At 63.7% G+C, this 25,874-nt stretch carries 29 protein-coding genes; 16 read left to right on the top strand and 13 right to left on the bottom strand.

Going from position 1 to position 25,874, the window contains the following annotated elements; all coding sequences use genetic code 11:
- The first annotated feature begins 236 nt into the window (after positions 1 to 236).
- Positions 237 to 740 carry a thermonuclease family protein gene (locus EAV90_RS23605; RefSeq protein WP_129144825.1) on the top strand — a complete coding sequence of 168 codons (504 nt, stop codon included), beginning with the start codon at positions 237 to 239 and terminating at the stop codon, positions 738 to 740.
- Between the two features lie 11 nt (positions 741 to 751).
- Complete coding sequence (locus EAV90_RS23610; RefSeq protein WP_129144826.1) at positions 752 to 1,369, top strand: hypothetical protein; 618 nt, start codon at positions 752 to 754, stop codon at positions 1,367 to 1,369.
- 561 nt (positions 1,370 to 1,930) lie between these two features.
- Here EAV90_RS23610 and EAV90_RS23615 read toward each other — a convergent pair.
- Positions 1,931 to 3,316 (bottom strand): tyrosine-type recombinase/integrase, encoded by a 1,386-nt coding sequence (locus EAV90_RS23615; RefSeq protein ID WP_129144827.1) that lies wholly within the window; start codon positions 3,314 to 3,316, stop codon positions 1,931 to 1,933.
- Positions 3,317 to 3,552: 236 nt separating this feature from the next.
- A complete protein-coding gene (locus tag EAV90_RS23620) occupies positions 3,553 to 3,774 on the bottom strand; it encodes an RNA-binding protein (protein ID WP_129144828.1) in 222 nt (73 codons plus the stop codon).
- A gap of 205 nt (positions 3,775 to 3,979) precedes the next feature.
- Here EAV90_RS23620 and EAV90_RS39650 point away from each other — a divergent pair, with 205 nt between their 5' ends.
- Both EAV90_RS39650 and EAV90_RS23630 read left to right on the top strand, forming a co-directional pair.
- On the top strand, positions 3,980 to 4,294 hold the full coding sequence (locus EAV90_RS39650) for a hypothetical protein (protein WP_164937078.1): 315 nt from the start codon (positions 3,980 to 3,982) through the stop codon (positions 4,292 to 4,294).
- A gap of 250 nt (positions 4,295 to 4,544) precedes the next feature.
- Complete coding sequence (locus tag EAV90_RS23630) at positions 4,545 to 4,739, top strand: hypothetical protein (protein WP_129144830.1); 195 nt, start codon at positions 4,545 to 4,547, stop codon at positions 4,737 to 4,739.
- Positions 4,740 to 4,749: 10 nt separating this feature from the next.
- Here the strand turns inward: EAV90_RS23630 and EAV90_RS23635 are convergent, their stop codons facing one another.
- Positions 4,750 to 5,922, bottom strand: coding sequence for an OpgC domain-containing protein (locus EAV90_RS23635; RefSeq protein ID WP_122403330.1), 1,173 nt, complete (start codon positions 5,920 to 5,922; stop codon positions 4,750 to 4,752).
- A gap of 255 nt (positions 5,923 to 6,177) precedes the next feature.
- On the opposite strand from EAV90_RS23635, the gene EAV90_RS23640 reads away from it, so the two are divergent.
- The 3 genes from EAV90_RS23640 (at position 6,178) to EAV90_RS23650 (ending at position 7,649) form a co-directional block, all read left to right on the top strand.
- Positions 6,178 to 6,483 (top strand): ETC complex I subunit, encoded by a 306-nt coding sequence (locus EAV90_RS23640; protein WP_129144831.1) that lies wholly within the window; start codon positions 6,178 to 6,180, stop codon positions 6,481 to 6,483.
- A 154-nt stretch (positions 6,484 to 6,637) separates the two neighbouring features.
- Entirely contained in the window at positions 6,638 to 7,132 is a 495-nt protein-coding gene (locus tag EAV90_RS23645) for an Lrp/AsnC family transcriptional regulator (protein ID WP_122403328.1), read from the top strand.
- Between the two features lie 220 nt (positions 7,133 to 7,352).
- Entirely contained in the window at positions 7,353 to 7,649 is a 297-nt protein-coding gene (locus EAV90_RS23650) for a DUF3551 domain-containing protein (protein ID WP_122403327.1), read from the top strand.
- 88 nt (positions 7,650 to 7,737) lie between these two features.
- On the opposite strand, the gene EAV90_RS23655 is transcribed toward EAV90_RS23650, so the two are convergent.
- Positions 7,738 to 8,766: an AraC family transcriptional regulator gene (locus tag EAV90_RS23655; RefSeq protein WP_129144832.1), complete on the bottom strand. Its 1,029-nt coding sequence runs from the start codon at positions 8,764 to 8,766 to the stop codon at positions 7,738 to 7,740.
- 112 nt (positions 8,767 to 8,878) lie between these two features.
- On the opposite strand from EAV90_RS23655, the gene EAV90_RS23660 reads away from it, so the two are divergent.
- The 4 genes from EAV90_RS23660 to EAV90_RS23675 are packed head-to-tail and all read left to right on the top strand — an operon-like array spanning position 8,879 to position 14,611.
- Positions 8,879 to 10,051, top strand: a complete 1,173-nt coding sequence (locus tag EAV90_RS23660) for an isovaleryl-CoA dehydrogenase (RefSeq protein ID WP_164937079.1) — start codon at positions 8,879 to 8,881, stop codon at positions 10,049 to 10,051.
- 22 nt (positions 10,052 to 10,073) lie between these two features.
- On the top strand, positions 10,074 to 11,678 hold the full coding sequence (locus EAV90_RS23665) for a carboxyl transferase domain-containing protein (RefSeq protein ID WP_129144833.1): 1,605 nt from the start codon (positions 10,074 to 10,076) through the stop codon (positions 11,676 to 11,678).
- Between the two features lie 4 nt (positions 11,679 to 11,682).
- Complete coding sequence (locus EAV90_RS23670) at positions 11,683 to 13,698, top strand: acetyl/propionyl/methylcrotonyl-CoA carboxylase subunit alpha (RefSeq protein WP_164937080.1); 2,016 nt, start codon at positions 11,683 to 11,685, stop codon at positions 13,696 to 13,698.
- A gap of 1 nt (position 13,699) precedes the next feature.
- A complete protein-coding gene (locus tag EAV90_RS23675) occupies positions 13,700 to 14,611 on the top strand; it encodes a hydroxymethylglutaryl-CoA lyase (RefSeq protein WP_129144835.1) in 912 nt (303 codons plus the stop codon).
- 143 nt (positions 14,612 to 14,754) lie between these two features.
- Here EAV90_RS23675 and EAV90_RS23680 read toward each other — a convergent pair whose 3' ends face one another.
- From EAV90_RS23680 to EAV90_RS23695, 4 genes are all read right to left on the bottom strand, one after another.
- Complete coding sequence (locus EAV90_RS23680; protein WP_129144836.1) at positions 14,755 to 15,681, bottom strand: dihydrodipicolinate synthase family protein; 927 nt, start codon at positions 15,679 to 15,681, stop codon at positions 14,755 to 14,757.
- Positions 15,682 to 15,756: 75 nt separating this feature from the next.
- Positions 15,757 to 16,740 carry a TRAP transporter substrate-binding protein gene (locus EAV90_RS23685; protein ID WP_122403321.1) on the bottom strand — a complete coding sequence of 328 codons (984 nt, stop codon included), beginning with the start codon at positions 16,738 to 16,740 and terminating at the stop codon, positions 15,757 to 15,759.
- Positions 16,741 to 16,763: 23 nt separating this feature from the next.
- Positions 16,764 to 18,029 (bottom strand): TRAP transporter large permease, encoded by a 1,266-nt coding sequence (locus EAV90_RS23690; protein ID WP_122403320.1) that lies wholly within the window; start codon positions 18,027 to 18,029, stop codon positions 16,764 to 16,766.
- Positions 18,029 to 18,637 carry a TRAP transporter small permease gene (locus EAV90_RS23695; RefSeq protein ID WP_122406682.1) on the bottom strand — a complete coding sequence of 203 codons (609 nt, stop codon included), beginning with the start codon at positions 18,635 to 18,637 and terminating at the stop codon, positions 18,029 to 18,031. The genes EAV90_RS23690 and EAV90_RS23695 overlap by 1 nt, the downstream gene beginning before the upstream one ends.
- 234 nt (positions 18,638 to 18,871) lie before the next feature.
- Here EAV90_RS23695 and EAV90_RS23700 point away from each other — a divergent pair, with 234 nt between their 5' ends.
- A complete protein-coding gene (locus EAV90_RS23700; RefSeq protein ID WP_129144837.1) occupies positions 18,872 to 19,555 on the top strand; it encodes a GntR family transcriptional regulator in 684 nt (227 codons plus the stop codon).
- A 144-nt stretch (positions 19,556 to 19,699) separates the two neighbouring features.
- On the opposite strand, the gene EAV90_RS23705 is transcribed toward EAV90_RS23700, so the two are convergent.
- The 3 genes from EAV90_RS23705 to EAV90_RS23715 are packed head-to-tail and all read right to left on the bottom strand — an operon-like array spanning position 19,700 to position 22,628.
- The gene (locus EAV90_RS23705) at positions 19,700 to 21,058 is read right to left on the bottom strand and encodes a TRAP transporter large permease (RefSeq protein ID WP_129144838.1); all 1,359 of its coding nucleotides are present in this window, start codon (positions 21,056 to 21,058) and stop codon (positions 19,700 to 19,702) included.
- A complete protein-coding gene (locus EAV90_RS23710; RefSeq protein WP_129144839.1) occupies positions 21,055 to 21,609 on the bottom strand; it encodes a TRAP transporter small permease in 555 nt (184 codons plus the stop codon). Before EAV90_RS23710 ends, EAV90_RS23705 begins: the two co-directional genes overlap by 4 nt.
- A complete protein-coding gene (locus tag EAV90_RS23715) occupies positions 21,606 to 22,628 on the bottom strand; it encodes a TRAP transporter substrate-binding protein (protein ID WP_129144840.1) in 1,023 nt (340 codons plus the stop codon). Before EAV90_RS23715 ends, EAV90_RS23710 begins: the two co-directional genes overlap by 4 nt.
- Positions 22,629 to 22,937: 309 nt before the next feature.
- Between EAV90_RS23715 and EAV90_RS23720 the strand changes: the two genes are divergently transcribed.
- Positions 22,938 to 23,183 carry a pentapeptide MXKDX repeat protein gene (locus tag EAV90_RS23720; RefSeq protein WP_036027965.1) on the top strand — a complete coding sequence of 82 codons (246 nt, stop codon included), beginning with the start codon at positions 22,938 to 22,940 and terminating at the stop codon, positions 23,181 to 23,183.
- Positions 23,184 to 23,310: 127 nt separating this feature from the next.
- Here EAV90_RS23720 and EAV90_RS23725 read toward each other — a convergent pair whose 3' ends face one another.
- On the bottom strand, positions 23,311 to 23,658 hold the full coding sequence (locus EAV90_RS23725; protein WP_122403315.1) for a DUF6481 family protein: 348 nt from the start codon (positions 23,656 to 23,658) through the stop codon (positions 23,311 to 23,313).
- A gap of 264 nt (positions 23,659 to 23,922) precedes the next feature.
- Between EAV90_RS23725 and EAV90_RS23730 the strand changes: the two genes are divergently transcribed.
- The 3 genes from EAV90_RS23730 to EAV90_RS23740 all read left to right on the top strand — a co-directional run bounded on the left by EAV90_RS23730 (position 23,923) and on the right by EAV90_RS23740 (position 25,408).
- Complete coding sequence (locus tag EAV90_RS23730) at positions 23,923 to 24,159, top strand: hypothetical protein (RefSeq protein WP_122403314.1); 237 nt, start codon at positions 23,923 to 23,925, stop codon at positions 24,157 to 24,159.
- A 75-nt stretch (positions 24,160 to 24,234) separates the two neighbouring features.
- Positions 24,235 to 24,471: a hypothetical protein gene (locus tag EAV90_RS23735; RefSeq protein ID WP_129144841.1), complete on the top strand. Its 237-nt coding sequence runs from the start codon at positions 24,235 to 24,237 to the stop codon at positions 24,469 to 24,471.
- A 172-nt stretch (positions 24,472 to 24,643) separates the two neighbouring features.
- Entirely contained in the window at positions 24,644 to 25,408 is a 765-nt protein-coding gene (locus EAV90_RS23740; RefSeq protein WP_129144842.1) for a hypothetical protein, read from the top strand.
- Between the two features lie 299 nt (positions 25,409 to 25,707).
- Here the strand turns inward: EAV90_RS23740 and EAV90_RS39655 are convergent, their stop codons facing one another.
- A complete protein-coding gene (locus EAV90_RS39655) occupies positions 25,708 to 25,869 on the bottom strand; it encodes a hypothetical protein (RefSeq protein WP_164937081.1) in 162 nt (53 codons plus the stop codon).
- Between the last annotated feature and the right edge of the window lie 5 nt (positions 25,870 to 25,874).

Raw genomic sequence — 25,874 nt, forward strand, 5'->3', positions numbered from 1 at the left:
CCAACTATTTCATGGCCGCTATCGAAGGATCCAAGGAATATTTCTACGAGTATCCCTTCATTCGCGAGACGCCTCGAACCGGCAGGATGAAGCGTATCAACAGACTGTTTCACGTTCTCTCGTTTCTTACCGCACTCGGATCACTTACCCTCTTCATCGTCGGAATGTGGGTTACCAGCGATAAGGTTACAAAGCTGATAGAGAGCAGGTCCATAACCAGGACCATGGGCGGCTAGATGGTGCTGCCGGCAGGTTCGATACTATTGCTTTTGACAGGTAGTGCGTTTGCGAATGGCATTATTGGACAGGCCAGCATCATTGACGGCGACACGCTCGAAATCCACGGCACCCATATTCGCTTGTGGGGCATCGATGCGCCCGAAAGCTCGCAGCTCTGCCGGGGCGAGGACAGCTTGCCTTATCGTTGCGGAGCCAAGGCCGCGAATGAGCTGGACAGGTTTATCGTGGGAAGGCCGATTAGCTGTGAGCCTGTCAGTACTGACAGGTACGGGCGGACAGTCGCAGCGTGCTCAGTGAGCGACGTTGATCTTGCGGAATGGCTCGTCCGTAACGGACTCGCGTTGGATTGGCCGAAGTACTCGAAAGGCAGATACGAACGCGCGCAGCACAATGCCGAACAGGCTGAACGTGGCATTTGGGCGGGGCGCTATGTCGCGCCTTGGCTGTATCGGGCTTGCATAAACCGGGGAGGGCAGCCGGTTGGGTGCTCGGACGAATAGGGGAACACGATATGTTCGATTTTTTTAGACGGAAATCACCAGGCGAGCCGACATCCGACGCGTTAAGGCCGTGGGTCGCCATGGAAAGAAGCACCGTTTCGCTCGTTAGAGATTTCGCTAAGCTCGGCACTCTCGACATGTTTGCCGGTGCGACCTTCGCTCTCCATCAAGATGCTTTGCAGGCTTACTCAGTTGACCTGCGCGGGAATATATTCCCGGTGATAGCGCTAGACAAGGCGAAGCCTCATCACCTCGGAAGCTTCCCAGAACGATTCGAGCTACTGCTCAAAGCACTGCACGACATAGACAATCATAACTTGGACTACATTAGTTCGGAGAAACCTGAAGGCTGCACGGATGATGAGCACCGCGCCAATTTGCTAATCGCGCGCATGAAATCCGAAGCATCACGCGTTTGGTTGTTGACTATCATGTCGAAGACTGAGGGGTTTTCAGAGCTGAGGCTCGGAGCCAAGATCGTTTGGACAATCCTTCAAACCGTGCGGGTCGAAGATTTGACTGAACGGGCTAAGGATTTTACAGGTTTCTATTTCAACGACGTGCGGACTGCGTCACCCGCCCTAGACCACTGGCCTAAGAGCCTCGATTTCCTCGACGTGAAGTTCTGATTCCTCGCAAATGAACAGGGTGCTTTCATAGGCTGTGAGCCTGGAAGTAATTTCGCTACTGCGGAGCAAATGACGTGTTTGGCTTCTTCAAGAAAAAGCATGCTATCGACATTTGCGGTCGCCTTGTTGCTTGAGGTCCTTTCGTCCTTCTGCAATAGCGCAGACGGCAGGAGGCTTAAGCCCGCGCGAGCTTGAACTCGCGCGCAAGGCGGTCGACCCACATGGCAGGAGCCCCGGAGGTGTTCTATCTTCCAGCGCCAAGCGCAGGCATTGAAAGCTCTGACTCTCTACCGCAGACCAAGACGCCATCGCCAAGCGAACGTGGCGAGCGGCTTCAACTGTGGTGAGAAATTGAGACATGGCATGTTCCTTGGATGAGGGCGGTTGCCGCGGTTCAAGCCGTCTATCCAAGGAACGAGAGAAACAACGCGCTGCCCGAAGCGCGACACCTTGGCTTGAACACTAAAATGCTATCCCAGATTGTCAGGAAGTCAACGGCAACACGCAATAGCCTGCTGCCGTCGTTATCTGCGGCACCTGAATTGCTGCGCCCCGCTGGATTTAGCTGGCTACAGCGATTTGCTGCTCCTCGATGGGGACGACATTTTCACGATCAAAGACGATTTCAGGCCTAGAAAAATTGGGTTTGACGCCCACGATCTTGCGGAGCTCGGCCTCAAGGATTTCCGTAACCCGTCGCTTCTCCGGCAGCATGTCGTACTTGTCGTAGGTGGCCGTGACATCGCCCTCCAGGTGGTCAAGCAGCGCCTTAACGTCCTCGCGTTTGGCGCCCCCGCGGCGTGCGATCGTTGCGGCAGTGCGCCTGAGATCGTGCGGTGTGAAGTGGGCTAGGCCGAGATGCTCTCGGATGCCCTTGCGCGCCGGTCGTTTGCCTTTGCCCGGCCGGCCGTTCAAGGCTGCGGACAACGAGTCTCGGGTGATCGGCAATAGTGGTTGCTGCTGTGGTTCTGTACGGGTGCTGTTTGCTCCTTCATCGATGCCCGTCTCCGCCTGGGTCGACCAGGAACAGAAAAGGGCCCCTTGATCGTCCCGCGTGATTGCCTCTCGGATGATGGCGACCGCCAATGCATTCAACGGGACAATCACTTCCCGACGCTTCTTTACCCGATGTTTTGGGATGTGGTACTGCGGATCCTCGCCTGTGAATCCAACCAGTTCCGGAATGAGCAAGCCCGCAGACTGGCCAGGCCGGACCATGGTGGCCAAGATGAAGCGGAGGGCGAGGGCGACCGCACGTCCGGCCGGCAACTCCGGATCATCCAGGCCCCACCACAAGGTCCGGATCTCCTCATCATTGAGGACGCGTTCACGGGCAGTTTCTTGGTAGCGCCGGCGCATGTCGGCTACCGGGTTGATCGATACATGCTTCCGCCCCGGCTCCTTAGCCCAGGAAAATAGGGTGTGCAGGATCGATTGCGTCCGGTTAGCGCCGACTGGCGCGGTGGCGCCGATCTCCTCGAGCAATTCGGCGACGTCGTCATCAGTGATTTCGGAGGCGATTCGGCGCTTCCACTTGGCCCGGGGCTTCTTTAGGTAGCCCTCATCGTTCTTCCAGCTCGATTTCCGCACCTTGGCATATTGGTCAAGGTAGAGCTGGGCGAGCTCGTCGAAAGTCAACCGGTCGCGCTTGGGCCGATTCGCTCGCTTCTCCGCGGCGGGGTCAGCGCCATTGGCAATGTTCCCCAGCAGGATCTTGGCTTGGGTGCGAGCTGCCTCTGGCGCCAGCTTGCCGACTGCAGCCACGGTGTAGCGCCGGACCGGCGCCGTACGGCCGGTTCCCGCCCGGTAGACAATAATGAACGACTTGGCCCCGGTGGGGCGGACGCGCACCCCAAACCCGGGAAGCTTCGCGTCCCATACCGTGTATTCGGACGCCTGCTTTTCCAGGCCGTCAACCAGGCTCTTCGTGATGGTTTGACCGCTCATTTGCCCTCCGGGAAGCACGGGGGAAGCACCGCGGTGCCAATCACAGCAGGCGCCTGATACCGGATGGTTATGGCGCGGCCGGTTTTCCTCGCGACGTTAGGGCGCGTGAGGGGGGCTGAGGGTAGGTGAGGGAATAGCTGGTATGTTTTGGGTACTGCAGGTCGTTGGTTCGAATCCAGCTGCCCCGACCAGTCCCGAGGTTGAGCGCCACGTCCGTTCCTCGGAGGCGCACATCCTCAAGACAGCATCCAACCGACGATGCGCCAGGCGATCCAGGCGAGAGCGCAGATCCACCCCAGCATCACCAATCCGGCCACGCCTATCCCGCAGATGGCGAACAGGGAGCTTCCAGCCTCCGGCGTGTTGGTCACATTCTCCTGGATCTCGATCTGACCCACCGCCTCGCTCCCACTTGTGGGTTGCCGGTGATGGATCTCTGCTAGTTCGCGAAAATTCACGGCCGCGCTCCGGCTCGAGTGGATTTGGGCATGCGGGAAAAAGTGGCAACTCGTATCTCGGGGATAGGTTGCGAGGTGAGGGCCAGAAAGGCGCCCGCCCGGGATTTTTCACGTCCTGCCGTCCGCTTCGCGCGGCATCAGCAAAGCCTCATCGAACCTTTGCGCGTCGCCATAGACATATCTGCATTGGGGATTTCAGCGCCCAATGTCTAAACGGACGCCGCCAAGCGATGATATTCCGCTTGCGCGGCGTTGCGCTTTTTCCGGCCGCGCTGGTCAGCTCGACGCGTGCCAGCCGGGCGGAAACGGGACGAAGGACCAGACCGCCTGGTTGTCGTTGGCGGCTTGCGGCGGCTCCTGTGACGGCGTTCTCACGATCGGCGCGGGCGCCATTCGCAACGCGAGGCGCAGGCGTGCACATTGCAATTTCATTGTCGTTGTTCCCCGCAAATCAACTTTTTTTGCAAACGTCCGATTGCTGGCAAAGCCCGACGTCAGCTCGAAAATCACCGTGCGCTGAAATAGCGCGCTCGTTCTCAAATCACGTATATTCTAGAAAAGCCGGCGCCGGCTTTCAACCGATCGCGCCGATCCATCCCAAGAAGTAAGGTTGATCGGTTAGGTTAAAGGCGAGCGGCTGTTGCGGCCGCTCGGGTGGCTGTTATCAGCTCGGACCCGGCTCGCGATGGGCTGCCCTTCTGTGCGACCACAGATCACGGTTCGTCGCAGCGCGCGTATCGGTTGAGTTCTGCGCCAGCGAGTTCTGTGCCATGTCTTTTGATCTTGACCTCAAGACCGTCGACCCGCAGTCGAGCTGGACGGAGATCTGGCATCTCTGGACCGTGATCGTGCCGCGCCGCTCCATCAATGGGCAGTTCGTTGTCGGCAAGGTCTGGCGCCGCCACGACGGCCGCGAATGGATCTACAAGAAATTCACGGAGTTCGACGGCGAAGAGGCGGCGTAGCGGCCTCCTCTCAGGCCGCCTTCGCCTCTGCGGCCGGCTTGGCCGGTGGCGGCTTCAGCGGCTTGTCCTGCTTCTTCGACCACGAGATGTAATAGGCCACCGTCGTCATGATCGCGATGCCGGCGATGCTGACGAAAATCTGCGCGAGCAGCGAGCCCGAACTCATCGACAGCTCGAAATGGCCGACGAAGGACAGGAACACGCCGACGCAGAACACGGCGAGCGACTGCTGGCCGCACACGATCAAGGGGTCGAACACCCTCCACTCCAGTCCCGGCCACTCCTTCGGCACGAAGCGGATCACCAGGATCACGATCACCACGAAATGGAGGAAGCGGTACGGTGCAAGATTGGTCTTGTCGTTGGGGTTGAAGGCCGCGAACAGCCATTCCGGGAGCATGCCGCCAAGAGCGGGGAAGCGGCCGGCCATGGTCATGACCAGCGCGAACAAGAGATAGCCTAGGCAGGCCCACAGGGTGATTGGCGAATTGATCAGCGCCATCGAGCGCCGGGCCCCGCCCATCGCGCACCAGGCGCCGAACACGAACAGCACCTGCCAGCAATAGGGGTTGAAGTACCACTGGCCGGCCGGATAGGCGTTCAGATTCCAGCCGAAATGGCGCGCGGCGAGCCACAGCACGATCGACAGCGCCATCGTCAGGTCGGGCTTGCGCAGCATGAACCACAGCACCGGCGGAAACAGGCCCATCAGCACGATGTAGAGCGGCAGCACGTCGAGATTGAGCGGCTTGAAGCGCAGGAACAGGCCCTGGCGCAGCGTCTCGGTGGCATTGTCGACGAGGCCGGCGACGTTGAACTCGTTGATCATCTCGGAATCGCCGAAGCGCAGCGCGAGATAGCTGATCGAGGCGATGTAGATCACGAACAGGATGATGTGGGCGACATAAAGCTGCCAGACCCGCTTGGTCAGCCGCGTGGCGCCGACGACGAAGCCGCGCTCCAGCATCATCCGCGCGTAGACGAAGGAGGCGGTATAGCCGGAGATGAAGACGAACAGATCGGCCGCGTCGGAAAAGCCGTAGTTGCGGGTCGTGATCCAGTTCACGACATTGTCGGGGATATGGTCGAGAAAGATCGCCCAGTTCGCGACACCGCGAAACAGGTCGAGCCTGAGATCACGGCCCTTTTCAGGGAGCGTGGCGTTGATGTTCAGGAAGGCCATGCGACGGGAGCTTTCGAAGGGGACGGATACGCTGGTGTCGGCGAGGCGGTGCCGCCGGGCGGGATGCCGGCGCCGGAGGCGGGTACGCAATTGTCACGGTGCAGCATAATGACTATACCGTTGGTGAGGGTGCCGGGGAGCCGGAATCACCGATCAGTTCCCGATCGGTGTCTCTATACTATCCCCGAGATTTCCACCAACTGCCACCGTGACGCATCGAAATCGAACGAAAAGACGAAGAGGCCCGGACCAGCCATGACCGCACGCATTTTCAAGCCCGCCAAGAACGCGATGCAATCCGGCCGGTCGAAGACGAAGGAATGGCAGCTCGACTACGAGCCGGAGCAGCCGCGCTCGGTCGAGCCGCTGATGGGTTGGACCTCGTCGAGCGACATGAAGCAGCAGATCACGCTGCGCTTCCACTCCAAGGAGGAGGCTATCGCCTATTGCGAGCGCAAAGGCATCGCCTACCAGGTGGTCGAGCCGCAGGAGTCGATCCGCCGGCCGGTTGCCTATGCCGACAATTTCTCGTTCCGTCGCGGCGAGCCCTGGACGCATTGAGGGGCGGGCGGCCGCCGGCGGGACAAGCCCGCCTTGATGGCGGAGAGGCATTCCGCCCGTACGTGACAACGTCACATCGGTGGCCAGCACCCCTTGGCATCAATTCCGCTGCGTGCTTCGCTGGGGCCATGACGAGCTCATGGCGAGGCGGGGTATGGCGGGGCGTGACCAGCTCGACGGCGTCGATCTGAAGATACTATCCGAACTGCAGCAGGACGGGCGGGTGCGCAACAACGAGCTGGCACTGCGGGTCGGCGTGTCGGCGCCGAACTGCCTGCGGCGGCTGAAATCGCTGTTCAGCCGGGGCGTCATCCGGGCGGTGCGCGCCGTCATCGACGAGCGGTTGCTCGGCTATGAGGTGGTGTCGTTCGTCTCGATCCAGCTCGGCAGTCAGGCCCAGCCGGTGCTGGAGACGTTCGAGAGCTCGATCGCCGCGATCCCGCGCATCCAGCAGTGCTGGCGGATTTCGGGCGACACCGACTATCTCTTGAAATGCGTCGCGCCCAGCGTCGAGAGCATGCGCCAGCAGCTCCTGCATTTCGCCGCGATGCCGAACGTGAAGAACGTCCGCAGCTTCCCCGTGCTGGGCGTCGCGAAGGATGTGCCGCTGCCGTTGCAGGAGGTCGCGGTGGCGGCGCCGGCGGGATAGGGATCTCGAGACATCCGTACGGACCGCTCGGCATTTCACGCAATCCGAATTATTGTGCATGAGTTAGTCACCTAACTGTGACATGTGATTTGCGAAGCCCTGCAATGCGCTGAGCCGTGATTGTCGGGTCCCTGGGCCGGCCTAGATCCAAGGCGTGAACCTCCGCGTGCCTGGCATGCCGAGGACTTTTTTGTGGGACCCTGAAGCAGGAAAAGACACCATGACATCGATTTCGAGGGCGTTCGTCGCATCGGCCGCGACGCTGTTTGCATCTGCGTTTCTCATGATGACCGCCCCCGCAGCACAGGCCGAAGAATACTGCATCACCAACGGTGCCCAGGCGGCGCATGGCTGCGGCTATCCGACGATGGAAGCATGCCGGGCAGCGGCTGGCGGCATCGGCGGCATCTGCTCGCAGAGCGGCGCCTCCAAGACCTCGAACGACGCGTTCGCCTTGCAGCCGAAGCAGACGCAGTCGCGCAAGCTTCGGTCGGGTGGGCAGACCAATTCGAACTGACGCCTGAAATCTTGTCGAGCCCTGAAATGTCGCGGCCTCCGAGGCATCGCGGGGGCCGCGACTTTTTGACGTCGCGCGCCTGCGCGCCTCACCGATACCGGCCGCGAAACTCGCGCGGGCTTGTGCCGGTCCAGCTGCGGAAGGCGCGCGAAAAACTCTTCTCGTTGCGGAAGCCGGCGATTTCCGCGATGCGTTTGATGGGGGTGCGGCCGCGCATCAGCTCCTGTTTTGCCAGTTCGAATTTTGCTTCTTCCTTGAGGTCGCGCAGCGAGGTGGACTCCTCGCGCAGGCGGCGATGCATGGTGCGGGTGGAGAGCGCGAGCTCGCTCGCCACGTCCTCGGCGCCGAGGACCCGTCCACGCGCATTGCGCAGCACGCGGCGGACACGCTCGACCAGCAGCCGGTCCCGCCGGTAGGGCAGCACGGTCAGCCTGAGCGCGCCCTCGAGCATGTTGTCGAGATCGGTGGCGCTGCGCGCGAGCGGCAGCGATAGATAGTGCTTGTCGAAGACGATGCGGGCATGGGCCGCGTCGAAGCGGACGTTCCTGCAAAAGATGGTCGGATAGACCGAGACGTGGCCGGGCTCGGGGTAGGGGAATTCAGCCGCGCGGAGCGCGATCTGGGAGTCGACGGCCCAACACGAGAAGCCGAGCACGTAGCGGAACAGGGTGACCAGGCAGAACTCGCGCAACGGCCCGAGGTCGCGCAGCTCACGGATCGAAACGATTGCGGTCTCTTCGCCAACCTCGAGATCGAGCAGCACGTCATCGGTGACCAGGCGGTGATGCCTGCACCAGCGCTTCAGCGCGACCTCCAGCGTCGGCGCGGTGATGGAGGCGCGGCACAGCATGCCATAGGTGCCCCAGGGCAGCCGGCGGGAAAACCAGCCGAGCGCCTCGTCGTCGAGCTCGCGCATGGCGTGGCCTGCCAGCGCCTCGAACTGGGCCGCGGTGACCCTCCCATCCGGAGAATTGAGAAGGTCCGGCGGGACTTGACCCCGGCTCAGCGCCTCCGCGGGATCGCGGCCGTATCGTTCATAGGCGGCGACCACGCCGCGGACGAAGGCGGCGGGAGTCACAGCGCGGCGCGGGACCGCGGTGGCGGCTTGAAAAGGCATCGGAATTCCCTCAGGAAAATCCTCGCCAAGTTTGGCGGAAAATGCAACCTTTTCGACTGCAAGAGGGCCCGGACCGGGCTAGGTTCGGACCCCAAAACACGGAGGAATCGCCTTGAACATTCCGAGCATCGATTTCGATCTAGGCGAAGACATCAGCCTGCTGCGCGACACGGTTCGCTCCTTCGTGGAGGCGGAGATCACCCCGCGCGCCGCGGAGATCGAGAAAGCCAACCTGTTCCCAGCAGACCTCTGGAAGCGCCTTGGCGACCTTGGCCTGCTCGGCATGACCGCGCCGGAGCAATATGGCGGGTCCAACATGGGCTACCTCGCCCATATTGTCGCCATGGAGGAGATTTCGCGCGGCTCGGCTGCCGTGGGGCTGTCCTACGGCGCCCATTCCAATCTCTGCGTCAACCAGATCCGTCGCAATGGCAACGACGCGCAGCGGCAGCGCTATCTGCCCAAGCTGATTTCCGGCGAGTATGTCGGCGCGCTCGCGATGTCCGAGCCCGGTGCCGGCTCCGACGTCGTCTCGATGAAGCTGCGCGCCGACAAGCGCGGCGACCGCTACGTGCTCAACGGCTCGAAGATGTGGATCACCAATGGCGGCGACGCCGACGTGCTCGTCGTCTATGCGAAGACCGATCCGGAGGCGGGCCCGCGCGGCATGACGGCCTTCCTGATCGAGAAGGGCTTCAAAGGCTTCACCCACGGTCAGCATCTCGACAAGCTCGGCATGCGCGGCTCCAACACCTATCCCCTGTTCTTCGACGAATGCGAGGTGCCAGAGGAGAACGTGCTCGGCAAGGTGGGCGAGGGCGTCAAGGTGCTGATGTCCGGCCTCGACTATGAGCGCGCGGTGCTCTCGGGCGGCCCGCTCGGGATCATGGCGGCCTGCATGGATGCCGTCGTGCCCTACATGCACGAGCGCAAGCAGTTCGGCCAGCCGATCGGCGACTTCCAGCTGATGCAGGGCAAGCTCGCCGACATGTATTCGACATGGCAGGCCACGCGCGCCTATGTCTATGCGGTGGGGCGCGCCTGCGACCGCGCCGACCACGCGCGCACCCTGCGCAAGGATGCGGCGGCGGCGATCCTCTATTCGGCGGAGAAGGCGACGTGGATGGCGGGCGAGGCGATCCAGGCGCTCGGCGGGGTCGGCTACACCAGCGAATTCCCCGTGGGGCGTCTCTGGCGCGACGCGAAACTCTACGAGATCGGCGCCGGTACGTCCGAGGTGCGCCGCATGCTGATCGGCCGCGAGCTGATGGCCGAGACGGCTTAACGTTCACCTCATTGGAATCATCATGCCGCTCCATTCCAGCATCGATCCGTCTTCGTCAGACTTTGCACGTAACGCCGAAGCCATGCGCGCGCTCGTCGCGGATTTGCGCGAGAAGCTGAGCCAGGTCGCCGGCGGCGGTGGTGAGGCCTCGCGCAACCGCCACACCGCGCGGGGCAAGATGTTGGCGCGCCAGCGCGTCGATCTCTTGGTCGATCCCGGCACCTCGTTCCTGGAGCTGTCGCCGCTCGCGGCCTACGGCCTCTATGGCGGCGACGTGCATTCGGCGAGCGTCATCACGGGGGTCGGGCGCATTTCAGGGCGCGAATGCGTGATCGTCGCCAACGATGCCACCATCAAGGGCGGCACCTACTATCCGATGACGGTGAAGAAGCATCTGCGCGCCCAGGATGTCGCGCGACAGAACAATCTTCCCTGCGTCTACATGGTCGATTCCGGCGGCGCCTTCCTGCCGCTCCAGGACGAGATCTTCCCGGACGAGCGGCATTTCGGCCGCATCTTCTACAACCAGGCGCAGATGTCCTCGCAGGGCATTCCGCAGATCGCGATCGTCATGGGCTCCTGCACTGCCGGCGGCGCCTATGTTCCCGCGATGTCGGACGAGAGCATCATCGTGCGCAATCAGGGCACCATCTTCCTCGGCGGCCCGCCGCTGGTGAAGGCCGCGACCGGCGAGGTCGTCAGCGCGGAGGAGCTCGGTGGCGCAGACGTGCATTCGCGGCAATCGGGCGTGACCGATCATTACGCTCAGAACGATGCCCATGCGATCGGCATCGCCCGGCGCATCGTCGGCACGCTCAAGCCTTCCGCGCGGCCGAACCTCAACATGCACCCGCCGCGTGAGCCGCTGTTTGCCGCTGAAGAGATTTATGGCGTGGTGCCCGTGGATGGCAGAAAGCCATTCGATGTGCGCGACATCATCGCCCGCATCGTCGACGGCTCCGAGTTCGACGAGTTCAAGAAACTCTACGGCACGACGCTGGTGTGCGGCTTCGCCCATATCTGGGGGTTTCCTGTCGGCATCATCGCCAACAACGGCATCCTGTTCAGCGAGAGCTCGCTGAAGGGCGCGCATTTCATCGAGCTGTGCTGCCAGCGCGGCATTCCGCTGGTGTTCCTGCAGAACATCACGGGCTTCATGGTCGGCAAGAAATACGAGGCTGGCGGCATCGCACGTGACGGCGCCAAGCTGGTCACGGCAGTTGCGACCGCCTCGGTGCCGAAATTCACCGTCGTGATCGGCGGCTCCTACGGCGCCGGCAATTACGGCATGTGCGGCCGCGCCTACTCGCCGCGCTTCCTCTGGATGTGGCCGAACGCGCGCATCTCGGTGATGGGCGGCGAGCAGGCCTCGATGGTGCTGAGCCAGGTGCGGCGCGACAACATCGAGGCCAAGGGCGATAGCTGGTCCAGGGAAGAGGAAGATAAATTCCGCGAGCCCATCCGCGCGCAATATGAGAGCCAGGGGCACCCGTATTACGCGACCGCGCGTCTGTGGGACGACGGCGTCATCGACCCGGCCGACACGCGCCTCGTGCTCGGGCTCGGCCTCTCGGCGTCGTCGAATGCGCCGATCGAGCCGACGAAATTCGGCCTGTTCAGGATGTGATGTGATGGACCGCTCGAAGCTCTACCGGCCATTTCGCACGCTCCTGATCGCCAATCGCGGCGAGATCGCCTGCCGCGTCATCCGCACCGCACGCGCCATGGGCCTGCGCACGGTCGCGGTCTATTCCGAGGCCGACCGCGACGCGATGCATGTCGCGCTCGCCGACGAAGCCGTGCTGCTCGGGCCGGCACGCGCGCGCGACAGCTACCTCAACGTCGAGCGGCTGATCGAGGCCGCGCGCAAGACCGGCGCGGAAGCTGTGCATCCCGGCTACGGCTTCCTGTCGGAGAATGCCGAGTTTGCGCGGGCCTGCCTCGATGCGGGGCTCGTCTTCGTCGGCCCGACCGCCGGGATGATGACGGCAATGGGCTCGAAGTCCGGTTCCAAGGAGCTGATGGAGAAGGCCGGCGTGCCGCTGGTGCCTGGCTATCATGGTGAGGCCCAGGACGAGGCGACGCTGTCGAAGGCGGCCGAGAAGATCGGCTTTCCCGTCCTGGTGAAGGCCTCCGCCGGCGGTGGCGGCCGCGGCATGCGGATCGTGCGTTCGGCGGCCGAGCTCGGGGTTGCGATCGTCAGCGCCAAGCGCGAGGCCCTGGCCGCGTTCGGCGATGATCGCATGCTGATCGAAAAGTATGTCGACAATCCTCGGCATATCGAGGTGCAAGTGATCGGCGACAGCCACGGCAATCTCTTGTCGCTGTTCGAGCGCGAATGCACGTTGCAGCGCCGGCACCAGAAGGTGATCGAGGAGGCGCCGTCGCCGACGCTCAACGCCGCGCAACGCGAAACGGTCTGCGCCGCCGCCCGAAAGGCGGCGGGCGCGGTCAACTATGTCGGCGCCGGCACCATCGAGTTCGTCTCCGACGGCAAGGACGTGTTCTTCATCGAGATGAACACGCGTCTGCAGGTCGAGCATCCCGTGACCGAGCTGATCACCGGGATCGACCTCGTCGAATGGCAGCTGCGGGTCGCCTTCGGCGAGGCGCTGCCGCTCAAGCAAGACGAGATCCGGCTCAACGGCCATGCGGTCGAAGCGCGCGTCTACGCCGAGAACCCGACCAAGAACTTCATGCCGTCGGTCGGCAGGATCTCGACCTGGCGGCTGCCGGCGGAGACCGGGGGCTTGCGCATCGACGCCGGCTATCGCGAAGGCGATGCGGTCTCGCCGTACTATGACGCCATGCTGGCCAAGATGATCGCCTGGGGACCGACGCGGGACGTGGCGATCGAGCGGCTGAACCGCGGGCTGGAAGAGACCGACGTTCGCGGCATCGTCACCAACATCCCGTTCCTGTCGGCACTGATGACGCATCCGAAGGTGTGGACGAATGCGGTCGACACCGGCTTCATCGAGCGCGAGCTGGCGGTGTTGACGCAGGCTGCGCCGGCGCCCGGAGAGCTCGAGCTCTGCGCCGCGGTGGCCGCTGTCGTCAACGAGGAGCAGCAGGCCGCGCGTGCGCAGGCAAATTCACCCTGGCAGACCTTCGGCTGGCAGCCGGTCGGCCGACGCCAGCGCAGCTTTGCCTTCCGTGTCGGGCATGGTGTTGGTCATGGGCCGGAGCAGAAGATCTCGCTGAACTACGGCAGTGGCCCCTCGACGCTGCTGATCGGCGAACGCGAGCTCGCCTTCACGATCGCGGCGAAGGACGGTGGCTTCGATCTCACGCTCGACGGCGTCAAATCGTCCGTCGCTGCCGTGATCGACGGCCATGAATTGTATCTGCGCACCCGTAACGGCCGGTTCGACCTGCACTGGGTCGATCCGTTCGGCGGCGAGAGCGAGGAGCATGTCGGCGAAGACAAGATCGCGGCACCCTTGCCGGGCACGGTCGTCGCCGTGCTCGCCGAGGAAGGCGCCAAGCTCGACAAGGGCGCGCCGATCCTGACCCTCGAAGTGATGAAGATGGAGCAGACGCTGCGGGCGCCCTATGCGGGTGTGCTGAAGTCCATCAAGTGCAAGGTCGGCGATATCGTGCAGGAGGGCGTGGAGCTCGCCGTGGTCGAGCCGGCAGGAGACTGACATGAGCGATTCCGTCCGCATCATCGAGATGGGGCCGCGCGACGGCCTCCAGAACGAGAAGACATCAGTCAGTGTCGAGGCCCGCATAGCCTTCATCGAGGCGCTGGTTGCGGCCGGCCTCGATACGGTCGAGGTCGGCGCCTTCGTCTCGCCCAAGGCGATCCCGCAGATGGCAAGCTCGGATGCCGTGCTGCGCGGCGTCGCGCATGTGAAGGGCGCCGAATTCCACGTGCTGGTGCCGAACGAGAAGGGCTATGACGCCGCACGTGCCGCGGGCGCGAAAGTCGTCTCCGTGTTCGCGGCGGCCTCGGAAGGCTTCTCGCGCGCCAACATCAACTGTACGATTGCGGAGTCCATCGGGCGGTTCAAGCCTGTGCTGGCGCGCGCCAAGGCGGACGGCGTCAAGGTGCGCGGCTATATCTCCTGCGTGCTGGGCTGTCCGTTCGACGGCGAGATCGAGCCAAAGGCGGTCGCCGACCTCGCGAGCACGCTGTTCGAGCTCGGCTGCTACGAGATCTCGCTCGGCGACACCATCGGCGTCGGTACGCCCAGCAAGGCAAAAGAGATGCTGCGCGCGGTCAGCGCCAACATTCCCGTCGGCAAGCTCGCGATGCATTTCCACGACACCTACGGGCAGGCGCTCGCCAATCTCTATGCCGGGATGGAGGAGGGCGTCCGCGTCATCGACGCTGCCGCCGGCGGCCTCGGCGGCTGTCCCTATGCGCCGGGCGCGACGGGCAACGTCGCGACCGAGGATGTCGTCTACATGCTCGAGGGCATGGGCATCAGGACCGGCGTCGATATGGACCGGCTGCTGGCGGCGACCAACGCGATGAGCGGCGTGCTCGGCAAGCCGCCCGTAAGCCGCGTGGCGTCCGCGCTGAATGCGAAGAAGAGGCGAGCCGTCTCCTAGTTCTCCGTCATTGCGAGCCAACGGGTCCGCGCGAGCGCGGCCCGATGACAGGCTCCGCGAGGCAATCCAGAATCCCTCCGCGGAGCAACCCTGGATTGCTTCGTCGCAAGCGCTCCTCGCAATGACGACTGAGAGAGCTTTCGTCAGGCCGCCTTCAGCCCGACATCCGGCAGGCGCGGACGGTTCTTGAGCGCCTTGGCCATCATGGTCTCGACCTCGGCCTTCTCGTGCGGCAGCAGCGCCAGGCGCGGCGGGCGGGTCAGCGCGGTGCCACGGCCCATGATGTGCTCGCACAGCTTGATGCACTGGACGAGGTCCGGGCGGGCATCGAGATGCAGGAGCGGCATGAACCATTCGTAGAGCGGCATCGCCTCGGCAAAGCGGCCGGCCTTGGCGAGACGGAACAGCGTCTCGCCCTCGCGCGGGAACGCGTTCGACATGCCGGAGACCCAGCCCACGGCGCCCATCGCGACGCTCTCGACGATGACGTCGTCGAGGCCCGCGAACAGCACGAAGCGGTCGCCGACCATGTTGCGGGTGTCGATGAAGCGGCGCGTGTCGCCGGAGGAATCCTTGAAGCAGACGACGGTTTCGACGTCGGCGAGCGAGGCCAGGATGTCCGGCGTGACGTCGTTCTTGTAGATCGGCGGATTGTTGTAGAGCATCACCGGCAGGTCAGTCGCGCTGGCCACGGCGCGGAAATGCGCGGCGGTCTCGTGCGGCTTGGAGGAGTAGACCAGGGCCGGCATCACCATCACGCCGTCGATGCCGACACGTGCGGCTTCCTTGGCGGTCTCGACTGCGAAGGCCGTGGTGAATTCGGCGATGCCGCACAGCACGGGCACGCGACCGGCCGCGACCGACTTCGCCGCCTCCATGATCGCGACCTTCTCCTTGCGCTCCAGCGAGGTGTTCTCGCCGACCGAGCCGCAGACGATCAGGCCGGAGACGCCGTCGCGGATCAGGCCGTCCATGACCTTGGCGGTCGCCTCGATATTGAGCGACAGGTCGTCGTTGAATTGCGTGGTAACGGCCGGGAAGACCCCTTCCCAGTAGATGCGTGGGCTCATTGTTTGGCTCCGATTGAAATTGTGCCGGCGGATCATTCGATCCGCCGGGCATTGACGTGAGGGAGGTGGACGAGGTCAGAGCGTCGCGCCGACCTTGCGCAGCTCGGCGAGCACGGGGGCTTTCGGCAGCCAGATCTTGTCGAACTCGGCGATGACGGCCTCGGTGTCCTTGGCGTCGACCTGGCGGATCGGGATCGGCGCGTTCTTGAAGCTCTCGATCAGCGCCGGCTCGTTGCCGGCGAGCTCGTCGATCTGCGCATCAAGCGTCGTCTTGATCGTCTTGGTGATCAGCTCGCGGTCGGCGGCGGGGAGCGATTGCCAGACGCGGCCGGAGACGACGGCGGCCATCGGCATGAAGACGGCATTCATCTGCAGGATCACCTTCGACACCTTGTCGAAACGCTGATTCCAGGAGAACTCGAGATCGGCTTCGAGGCCGTCGACCTGGCCGTTGGCCATGGCGTCGAACACTTGCGGCGTCGGGATCGGCGTCGGTGCTGCGCCCAGCGAGGAGTAGAAATCGCGATAGACCGGCGTTGGATTGATGCGCAGCTTCATGCCCTTGATGTCGGCGAGCGAATTCAGGTCCTTGGAGGAGAACACGGCGCGCATGCCGGTGATGCCCCAGCCGAGCCCGATGGTCCCGGTCTCCTGCGGCAGCACGTCGAACAGCTTCACCGCCGCCGGATGGCGCACGAACTTTGCGACCGAAGGCGTCGAGCGGACGATGTAGGGCGCATTGATCGCGGCGATGTGCGGCACGCGCGAGCCGAGCTCGGCGGCCTGGATGAAGCCCATGTCGAGCGCGCCGGACTGCAATTGCTGCATCATCGCGGTCTCGTTGCCGAGCTGGCCGGAGTGGAACACGGTCACGGTCAGACGGCCGTTGGTCGCGGCCTTGAGATCCTCGCCGAATTTGAGCGCGGCCTTGTTCCAGGAATGCCCGTTCGGCGTGATCAGGCCGAGGCGGAATTCCTTGGCCTGGGCGAGCGCCAGCGATGGCGCGAACACCGAGGCGGCGGCACTGGCGGCGAGAAAGCGGCGGCGTGAAAGCGGCATGGTCGGGCTCCTTTCGGATGGGCCTATTTGACGAGGATCAGCGAGAGCGAGGGATAGAGCGAGAGCAGCACCAGCAGGAGGCAGGAGATGACGAAGAAGGGCAGCGTCACCATGAACATCTTGCCGGGCTTGGCGCCGGTGACGGCGGCCGCGACGAAGAAGCAGAGCCCGACCGGCGGCGACAGCAGGCCGAGCACGAGGTTGATCACCACCACGACGCCGAACTGCCGGGGGTCGATGTGATAGATCTCGGTTGCGACCGGCAGCAGGATCGGCACCGTCATGATCAGGCCGGGAATGCCGTCGATGACCGTGCCGATGATCAGCAGGATGACGTTGCAGATCAGCATGAAGCTGATCGGGCCCTTGGCGGCGGACTGGATCCACCCGGCGGTCTCCTGCGGCACCTTGCCGAAGATCAGCACCCAGGAGAACACGGCGGCGGCAGCGACCAGGAACAGCACGATCGCCGAATAGATCGCGCTGCGCAGCATCATCTGCGGCAGCTGGGAGAACTTGAACTCCCTGGTCCAGTATTTTCCAACGAGCGCTGCGGCGACCGCGCCGACGGCTGCAGACTCCGTGGCGTTGGCGAGGCCGCCGAGAATGGTGCCGACGATGACGATCGGGATCAGCAGCGTCGGCGAGGTCCGCAGGATCGTCATGACGCGCTGGCGTGGCGTCTGATAGTCCGCGCGGGGGTAGTTGTACATGTACCCCATCAGCGCGATGACGAGGCAGAACATCACCGTGAGAATGACGCCCGGCACGATGCCGGCGATCAGCATGTCGCTGACCGAGACTTGCGCCAGCACGCTGTAGACCACGAACATCACCGAGGGCGGGATGATCGGGCCGAGCATCCCGCCATAGGCGGTGAGGCCCGCCGCGAAGGTCTTGTCGTAGCCCTTCTTCTCCATCTCCGGCACCATGATCTGGGCCATGATCGCGACCTGCGCGGTTGCGGAGCCCAGGATGGAGGAGATGAACATGTTGGCGAGGATGTTGACGTAGGCGAGCCCGCCCTTGAGCGAGCCGACGAAGGCCATCGCCATGTCGACGATGCGCCTCGTGATGCCGCCGCCGTTCATGATCTCGCCGATCAGGATGAACAGCGGAATGGCGATCAGGCCATAACTGTCGACGCCGCCGAACAGCTGGAGCGGATAGGACTGGAACAGCACCGGGTTGCCCGACGCTGCGATGTAGACCAGGCCGGCGAGGCACAGGCAGAGCCCGATCGGCACGCCGACCAGCATGAACGCCATGAAGGCTGCTGACGTGATCATCAGTTGACCCCATCCAGCTCGGAGAGCTGGAAGCCCTTTGGGGGCGTACGCGGGACCAGCTCGAGATCTTCCAGCAGATTGGCGAGGCCGTGAATGGTCATCGACACCGCGAAGATCGGCAGCGTCAGATACAGCACCCAGGTCGGCCAGTTCAGCGTCTGGGTGTGCTCGGTGTAGAGGAAGTTGAATGTCGCGGCCGCGAGCTTGCGCCCATCGAAGCCGGCGCGGGCAAGCCCGACCGGATCCATCCAGAGCACGCAGGTCACGATCAGAGCGAGGCCGAACACGACGACGAGGCCGGTCGAGGTCACCTTGGCGACCTTCTGGTGCTGCGGCGAAAGACGCTCCGTCAGCATCGTCACCGCGAAATCGAGCCGCAGCCGCGTCATCGCGGACGCGCCGATGAAGGTCAGCCAGACCACGCAATAGACCGCGGATTCATCAATCCAGTAGATGGGAAAGTGCGAGTAGCGGGTGACGACGTTCACCAGGATCAATCCGGTGAGCAGGTACATCAGGCCCATCAGCGCCAGACGCTCGAAGGCGAGCAAGGCGCTCGACATCCGGACGATCGTCCGCCGGAGGCTGAGCGCGCGCGTGGCCGGCATGGTCTGCTCGATCATGAAAGAGGCCCCAACCCCCGAAAGATTTGTCGTGCGATCGCCGAATGTATAATTTATACATTTTGGGAGTCAAACGGAGTTTGCGGTCATTTTGACGGCAGGGCGCGCTCATGCTGGGCACTTCTCTTTTGTGGAGTGCTTGGCTTTTGCCGGACGTCTCAACATGCAAGACAGGGACCGCGTCGACCGAACGAGTCGAGAAGGACAACAGACGATCAGATGAGACAGCCTCTGAAGCATCGCACCTTGTCGGCTGCGATCGTCGACCAACTCCGGCAGGCGATCCTCGACGGCACCTATCCGGCCGGATCGCAACTGCGCCAGGACGCGCTCGGCGAGGCCTATGGCGTCAGCCGCATTCCCGTCCGCGAGGCGCTATTCCAGCTCGAGGCGGAAGGCCTGGTGCGGATCGTTCCGCAGAAGGGCGCCATCGTCTCGGAGCTGTCGCTGGACGAGATCAACGACGTCTTCGACCTGCGCCGAATCCTGGAGCCGCGATTGCTCGCACAGTCGGCGCCGCGTTTCACCGCGGAGGATTTCGAGGGGCTCGACGACATCCATAGGCGGTTCGAGAAGGCGATCAAGGCGAGGAACGTCAGCGAGTGGGGCCAGCTCAACGCCGACTTCCACATGGCGCTCTACGTGCACGCACCGCAGCCGCGCACGCGCGCAATCGTGCTGTCGCTGCTCCAGACCAGCGACCGTTACACGCGTCTGCAACTCTCCAACACCAAGGCGATGGGCATTGCCGAAAAGGAGCACGCCCAGCTGATCGCGCTCTGCCGCGCGCAAAAGGTCGAGGAGGCGTGCCGGTTTCTGGAGCGGCACATCGAAGCCGTCCGTAAGGATCTGTTGCAGGTCGTGGCGAACGCACCGCGCTCGCGGCGGAAGGAGAATTCGTAGGGCGGGTCAGCCTTGCAGATGCGAGAAGCGCAGAACTTGTAGAGTGGGCAAAGGCGCGTAGTGCCGTGCCCACCATCTCTCCGTGATCGCCGACAGGTGGTGGGCACGCTTCGCTTTGCCCCCCTGCCGCAGTTGTAATCGTCGCTACCTGCTCCCGTCCGGTCCCATCACGAGGTCCGGCAGCCAGGTCGAAATGCCCGGCACGAAGCACAGCAGCAGCACCGCGAGCATCATCAAGAGCACGAAGGGCAGCGTGCCCCAGATCACCTCGCGCAGGGGAATGTCCGGTGCGACGTTGCGGATGACGAAGATGTTGAGGCCGACGGGCGGGTGGATCAGGCCCATCTCCATCACGATGGTCATGACCACGCCGAACCAGATGATGTCGAAATTGGCGGCGCGGAGCGGCGGCAGGATGATCGGCGCGGTCATCAGGATGATCGACACCGGCGGCAGGAAGAAGCCGAGCACGACGACCATGACGAGGATCGCGAACAGCAGCTCCCATCGCGGCAGATGCATCGCGACGATGGATTCGGCGACCGATTGCGAGATGTGCAGGTAGCTCATCACGTAGGAATAGAGCAGCGACATGCCGATGATCATCATCAGCATGGTCGATTCCCGGATCGTCGATTTCATGATCGGAGCGAGATCACTCGGCCGCCACACGCTGTAGATCGCCGCAATCAGCGCCAGCGCGAGCAGGCCGCCGAGGCCCGCGGTCTCCGACGGCGTGGCGTAGCCGCCATAGAGCGCGATCATGACGCCGGTGAGCAGCAGCACGAAGGGGATCACGCGCGGCAGCACGCTGAAGCGTTCGGCCAGCGTGTACTCGTCGCGCGTCAGGATCGCACCTTCGGGCCCGCCGTTCTTGTAGATCGCTTCAGCCGCCTTGTATTCCCGGCGGAATCGGATCACGGCATAGGCGCCGAACAGGGTGACCAGCAAGAGGCCGGGACCGATGCCGGCGAGGAACAGACGCCCCAGCGACTTTTCCGCGGCAACCGCAAACAGGATCATGGTGATGGACGGCGGCAGCAGGATGCCGAGCGTGCCGCCGGCGGCGATGATGCCTGCGGCAAAGCTGCCGGAATAGCCGCGCTTGCGCATCTCGGGGATACCGGCCGAACCGATCGCCGAGCAGGTCGCTGGGCTCGAGCCCGCCATCGCCGCGAACAGCGCGCAGGCGAAGACGTTGGCGACGCCGAGGCCGCCGGGGACGCGATGCAGCCAGGCATGCAGCGCCGAATAGAGATCCTGGCCAGCGCGCGACTTGCCGATCGCGGCGCCCTTCAGGATGAAGAGCGGAATCGACAGCAGCGTGATCGAGGCCATTTCCTCGTACACGTTCTGGGTCACCGTATCGAGCGAGGCCGAGGGCATGTAGATGCCCATGAACACGACCGCGACCGCGCCGAGCGCGAACGCAATCGGCATGCCCGAGAACATCACGAGCAGCGTCGCGATGCCGTAGGCAAGGCCGATACCGAAAACGCTCATGGCCGCTTGGCTCCGGTGAAGGGCAGCGCAAGCTGCACGAGGATCTGGATGCAGAGCAGGCTCATGCCGAGCGCCATCAGCGCATAGGGGATCGCGAGCGGCGGCGACCACATCGAATTCGAGACCTGGCCGTCGACATAGGCTTCATGGGCCAGTGTCCAGGATTTCCAGGCGAAGAAGGCGCAGAACAGGAACGTCGCGGCGTCGACGAGCCAGAGCCGGACCTTGTTGGCGAGCGGCGAGAGCAGGCCGACGAAGGCTTCGATGCCGATATGGCCGCGGTTCTGCTGCACATAGGCGGCCGTCATGAAGGTGGCGCCGACCAGCAGGAACACGGCGGCCTCGTCCTGCCAGTAATTGGCGGCCTTGAACAGCGCGCGGCTGAGCACGCTGTAGCTCAGGATGGCGCAGGCGGCGACCAGCGCAATCGCGGCGAACACGACGATGATGCTGTTGAGGACGGCGAGACCGCGATCGATCGCCGCCGCAGGGCCGGTCCCCGCGGCAACGCTCGCCCGGTCGTCACGATCCGGAAGCGGACCGTGGCTCATGCCGCGACGTCGACGGCGAGCTTGAGCAGGTTTGCGGCGGTCGCGGTCTTGGCGCTGTAGTCCTTCCACGCGGTGTCGCGGGCGATGTCGCGCCACTTGCCGACGGTCGCGGCATCGAGCGCCGAGACCTTGGCGCCGGCCTTCTCGTACACCTTGGCGACCTCGACGTCGTCGTCCTGCGCGCCCTTGCGGCCGAAGGCTTCGAGCTCTGTGCCGACCGCGAGCAAGATATCTTGATGGTTCTTCGGCAGCTTGTCGAAGATCGCCTTCGACATCATCAGCGGCTCGAGCATGAACCAGTAGGAGGTGCCGGCGCCTGACGTCAGCGACTTCGCGACCTCTTCGAGGCGGAACGAGATCAGGCTGGTCGAGGAGGTGATGCCGGCATCGCACGCGCCGGTCTGCATCGCCGCGTAGATTTCGTTCGAGGGTACCGACAGCACCGAGGCGCCGGCGGTCTGCAGCACCATGTCCATCTCGCGCGAGCCGCCGCGCACTTTCATGCCCTTGGCATCCTCGGGCGCGACGATCGGCTTGGAGCGGCTGGCAACGCCGCCGGCCTGCCAGACCCAGGTAAGCAGGATGATGCCTTTGTCGGCGAGGAAATCGGTCAGTGCCTTGCCGACGGGCTCCTTCTTCCAGCGCAGGCCCTGATCGTAGGTGGTCACCAGGCCCGGCATCAGGCCGATATTGGTTTCCGGCAACTCGCCGCCGGCATAAGGCATCGGATAGAGCGAGATGTCGAGCGCGCCCTTGCGCATCGCGGAGAACTGCGCGTTGGTCTTGATCAGCGAGGAGTTCGGATAAATTTCCGCGGCGATGTCGCCATTGCTGCGCTTGGCAACTTCAGCAGCGAACATGCGACAGAGCCGGTCGCGGAAATCGCCTTTGTCGATGGTGCCGCCCGGGAATTGATGCGAGATCTTCAGCGTAGTGGCGGCCTGCGCGGTTCCGGTGCCGAAGCGCAGGATGGCGGGTGCGGCGACGGCGGTCGCGATCAGATGGCGGCGCGTAATCATGGTGTGATCCCCTTGGACTGTTCTTGTTGGTGTGATTTGGATCGGGTCTTGTGAGACCGGCGTTCAGGCTCATCCTAGCCGGTCTTTCAGCCGATATTCTCTCATCTGATAGTTCGAGACCGAATGCCCCGGCAAGTGCCGGCCGTGCTGCGCTGCACACTTCCTGGTCCCGCGCGCGAAAGTACGACGGATAGCGGAGGGCTCGCCAAAATTTATCGGCGGCGGCGTAACAACGCCGACTGGCGATCCGTCGAGATCAAATAGCGGCGTCCGTCGCTGACAAACACCATCTCGAAGGGAAGATGAACCATGACCATTCGCACCCGCATCGTGCTCGGCGTCTCGGCTGCCGCTCTTTCGCTTGGCCTCGCGTTTGCTCCGGCCGCCTTTGCTCAGGACAAGATGGGCAAGGATGACGGCATGATGAAAAAAGACACGATGTCCAAGGACGGCATGATGAAGAAGGACACCATGTCCAAGGACGACGGCATGAAGAAGGATCACATGTCGAAGGACGGCATGAAGAAAGACGACGGAATGATGAAGAAGAATTGATCCTGCCGCGTCGTCGCGCAGCGCCCGCCTTGAGCGGCCCGCGCACGCGCGAATTCCGGCGGCGGTCTTTAAGACCGCCTCCGGAACGGCGCTTCAGTTCAAGTTCAATTGAACGTGACGAGTGAACTTACTTGCGCTTGGCCTTGCGGGCGGCGTAGCGCGCATCGCGCTTGGCCTTTTGCTCGGCTTCGAGGGCAGCCTGTCTCTCGGCGGCTTCCTGGGCCTCGCGCGCGATCCGCGCGGCTTCGGCGGCCTTGGTCTCTTCCTCGAGACGCTTCTGCTCGGCCTTTGCCGCCTCGCGCGCGGCTTTCGCCTCGGCGCGTTTGGCCGCGAGGGCCTCGCGTTCAGCACGGCGTGCGACCACCGCCGGATCGTCAGGTCCCGGTTGCGATTTGAATTTGTTCAAAAGATTTTTGCGGGCTTCCTGTGCCGCCTTTTGCCGGTCTGCGAAGCCGGGTTCCCTGAATCCACTCATCGACGAGCCTTGTCTTCCTCGCTTTCGATCCTACATCGGTGCCTGTTGGTACGTCGGCTGGGCATAGCAGGCGCCACGCGACGCAGAAGCGTGTACATCGGCGCGCGTCGCGAAGCCACCCATAATCGCAGCCGATCAGGTCAACGAAAAATCGCCCCCCGACGATCTCTCGTAGCCCGGAAAAACTGCTGAATTGTGATGTCCCTCATAAGGGAGCACACGGGCGAGGCCTAGCGTCCGCCCGATACGAGACGGAGCACGGGCATGACGATCTCAAGACCAAGCCTGAAGGCGCTCGCAATTGGCTTCGCCCTGGCGAGCGTGGCCGGCGCCGCGCTGCTGCTCGCTCGTCCGCAGCCCATCGAGAGTGCGGTGCTGGGAGCGGATTGGGAATGCACCCGGACCGCATTCGTGCTCACGAGCTGCGCACCGCGGCTTCAGGAGGCAATTCCGGCGGTCGAAACCTCGCGCAAGGATGCGATCCGGCAGACCCGGGGCTGAATTGGACCGGCTGATCGGGTGTGACGCGACGCCGCAGCGGTGATAAAGCTGGCTCGCCAGCGCGACCAGACGGCCATGTCGAAGCCAGAGTCCAGATCCGAACCCGGCGAGCAGCCCAATTCTCGATCGAAGCGCCAGCCCGAGCGCCAGTCCGGCGGCGACCGCCGCGGCGCGATCGCCGGCTTGATCATTGCGATCGTGATCCTCGGGGTTGGCTGGTGGCTTGCCCGGAATCTTACCGCAGCCAGCAAGATGCAGGATTGCCTGATGTCCGGGCGAACCAACTGCAATGTGATCGAGCCGGCTCGCTAGGCGCCCGTCAGCGTGGCCCGCAGGGCCGAAAAAATGCCCTGATCTTAATCATTTGTAACGGGACTTAGCCGATCAAGCAGGGCAGTTGTTTCGGCCGGCATCAGCCCGGCGCGCGGCGATTCGTCGATCGCGCCAGGGACCGCGGCCACGAGAGAGCAGGGGGCGAGCACGCATGAGTGCGTCCAAACGCATGAAGATCATCATTCCCGTGATTTCGGCCATGTCGTTGTTCGCGCTGTCGGCGCAGGCGCAAGAGGCGAGACCGCCGAAAGAGGCGGGCCCACCGCCGGCTGCACCGGGTGCTGGCGCGCCGCCGCAGACCAATCAGACTATGCGCAAGGTCCCTCCACCCCAGCAGGCGACTCGACCCGTGCAGCCGGGTAGTCAGCCCCATGCGGGTCCTGGCCCGCGCAATGCCGACGGCCCATCGCCGCGACGTCAGGCGCGCGGTCCTGCCCCGGTGCGGGACTGGGGTGGACACACCTATCGTGGCAATCTCGCCTGGGATGGTGGACGCTGGCGCCACGAAGTCCGCAACGGCCGCTCCGGCTGGTGGTGGGACGTTGGCGGCGTCTGGTATTATTATCCGGAGCGAATGGCTGGTCCGCCTGCCTACATCTCGGAGGACTATATCGACGACGTGCCGGTGGCCTATGCCCCGCCTCCGGTCGCCTATGCGCCGCCACCTCCGCCCCCGCCACCAGCTGATCCCGGCGCCAGCGCGCTTGGCGGCGCGATCGTCGGCGGCCTGCTGGGCGGTCTGATCTCGGGCAATGCAACAGGGGCTGCCGCAGGCGCGGTTCTCGGCGGCGCGACGGGCGCAATCGCCGGTGCCACCGCTGCATCCCAGCCCGGCTACTACTGGGCGCAGGGCACCTGCTATTACCGCTATCCGAACGGCCAATATGTGCAGGCCGATCCCCGCGCGTGTTACTGACTTTTCCAGGCGGGATTGGAGTACGGAGGCGGGCCTAGGCCCGCCTCTTTTCTTTGCACACCGGCGATTGCTTCAAATTAGCGCTGGCGCTCGTTGCCGCCGCACGCAAGCCTGAAAGAAAAATATCGGGATGATTCGCGGAGGACGTGGGACATGCTGGATGCGATCCAGATCAGCATGGCGTTGTGGGCCATGATCGTTTGCGGCGGGATCAAACTCTCGCAGGTGTTATCTTGTCTGTTCTAGCGCAGGATCCACCTTGCGCCGCTCGCTCGCGGAGACGCTTATCGCCTCGCGCGTCAGGACACGAGCCAGCTGAAGAACGCGATCGTGGCCCAGACCAGACCGCCGATCCAGGCGAGCATCACGATGGCGATGGTCACGAGATAGGCGATGCCGAGCAGATCGGACCTCTGTCGTTGCGTCGGGACGACGATCTCGGCTGCTGCTTTGCGCGTCATGACCT

Source organism: Bradyrhizobium vignae, assembly GCF_004114425.1.
In the GTDB taxonomy this organism is placed as follows: domain Bacteria; phylum Pseudomonadota; class Alphaproteobacteria; order Rhizobiales; family Xanthobacteraceae; genus Bradyrhizobium; species Bradyrhizobium vignae.

Coding starts and splice junctions, on each gene's coding strand:
- EAV90_RS23605 (WP_129144825.1), top strand. CDS start 237: ATGGTGCTGCCGGCAGGTTCGATACTATTGCTTTTGACAGGTAGTGCG.
- EAV90_RS23610 (WP_129144826.1), top strand. CDS start 752: ATGTTCGATTTTTTTAGACGGAAATCACCAGGCGAGCCGACATCCGAC.
- EAV90_RS23615 (WP_129144827.1), bottom strand. CDS start 3,316: ATGAGCGGTCAAACCATCACGAAGAGCCTGGTTGACGGCCTGGAAAAG.
- EAV90_RS39650 (WP_164937078.1), top strand. CDS start 3,980: ATGTCTAAACGGACGCCGCCAAGCGATGATATTCCGCTTGCGCGGCGT.
- EAV90_RS23630 (WP_129144830.1), top strand. CDS start 4,545: ATGTCTTTTGATCTTGACCTCAAGACCGTCGACCCGCAGTCGAGCTGG.
- EAV90_RS23635 (WP_122403330.1), bottom strand. CDS start 5,922: ATGGCCTTCCTGAACATCAACGCCACGCTCCCTGAAAAGGGCCGTGAT.
- EAV90_RS23640 (WP_129144831.1), top strand. CDS start 6,178: ATGACCGCACGCATTTTCAAGCCCGCCAAGAACGCGATGCAATCCGGC.
- EAV90_RS23645 (WP_122403328.1), top strand. CDS start 6,638: ATGGCGGGGCGTGACCAGCTCGACGGCGTCGATCTGAAGATACTATCC.
- EAV90_RS23650 (WP_122403327.1), top strand. CDS start 7,353: ATGACATCGATTTCGAGGGCGTTCGTCGCATCGGCCGCGACGCTGTTT.
- EAV90_RS23655 (WP_129144832.1), bottom strand. CDS start 8,766: ATGCCTTTTCAAGCCGCCACCGCGGTCCCGCGCCGCGCTGTGACTCCC.
- EAV90_RS23665 (WP_129144833.1), top strand. CDS start 10,074: ATGCCGCTCCATTCCAGCATCGATCCGTCTTCGTCAGACTTTGCACGT.
- EAV90_RS23670 (WP_164937080.1), top strand. CDS start 11,683: ATGGACCGCTCGAAGCTCTACCGGCCATTTCGCACGCTCCTGATCGCC.
- EAV90_RS23675 (WP_129144835.1), top strand. CDS start 13,700: ATGAGCGATTCCGTCCGCATCATCGAGATGGGGCCGCGCGACGGCCTC.
- EAV90_RS23680 (WP_129144836.1), bottom strand. CDS start 15,681: ATGAGCCCACGCATCTACTGGGAAGGGGTCTTCCCGGCCGTTACCACG.
- EAV90_RS23685 (WP_122403321.1), bottom strand. CDS start 16,740: ATGCCGCTTTCACGCCGCCGCTTTCTCGCCGCCAGTGCCGCCGCCTCG.
- EAV90_RS23690 (WP_122403320.1), bottom strand. CDS start 18,029: ATGATCACGTCAGCAGCCTTCATGGCGTTCATGCTGGTCGGCGTGCCG.
- EAV90_RS23695 (WP_122406682.1), bottom strand. CDS start 18,637: ATGCCGGCCACGCGCGCGCTCAGCCTCCGGCGGACGATCGTCCGGATG.
- EAV90_RS23700 (WP_129144837.1), top strand. CDS start 18,872: ATGAGACAGCCTCTGAAGCATCGCACCTTGTCGGCTGCGATCGTCGAC.
- EAV90_RS23705 (WP_129144838.1), bottom strand. CDS start 21,058: ATGAGCGTTTTCGGTATCGGCCTTGCCTACGGCATCGCGACGCTGCTC.
- EAV90_RS23710 (WP_129144839.1), bottom strand. CDS start 21,609: ATGAGCCACGGTCCGCTTCCGGATCGTGACGACCGGGCGAGCGTTGCC.
- EAV90_RS23715 (WP_129144840.1), bottom strand. CDS start 22,628: ATGATTACGCGCCGCCATCTGATCGCGACCGCCGTCGCCGCACCCGCC.
- EAV90_RS23720 (WP_036027965.1), top strand. CDS start 22,938: ATGACCATTCGCACCCGCATCGTGCTCGGCGTCTCGGCTGCCGCTCTT.
- EAV90_RS23725 (WP_122403315.1), bottom strand. CDS start 23,658: ATGAGTGGATTCAGGGAACCCGGCTTCGCAGACCGGCAAAAGGCGGCA.
- EAV90_RS23730 (WP_122403314.1), top strand. CDS start 23,923: ATGACGATCTCAAGACCAAGCCTGAAGGCGCTCGCAATTGGCTTCGCC.
- EAV90_RS23735 (WP_129144841.1), top strand. CDS start 24,235: ATGTCGAAGCCAGAGTCCAGATCCGAACCCGGCGAGCAGCCCAATTCT.
- EAV90_RS23740 (WP_129144842.1), top strand. CDS start 24,644: ATGAGTGCGTCCAAACGCATGAAGATCATCATTCCCGTGATTTCGGCC.
- EAV90_RS39655 (WP_164937081.1), bottom strand. CDS start 25,869: ATGACGCGCAAAGCAGCAGCCGAGATCGTCGTCCCGACGCAACGACAG.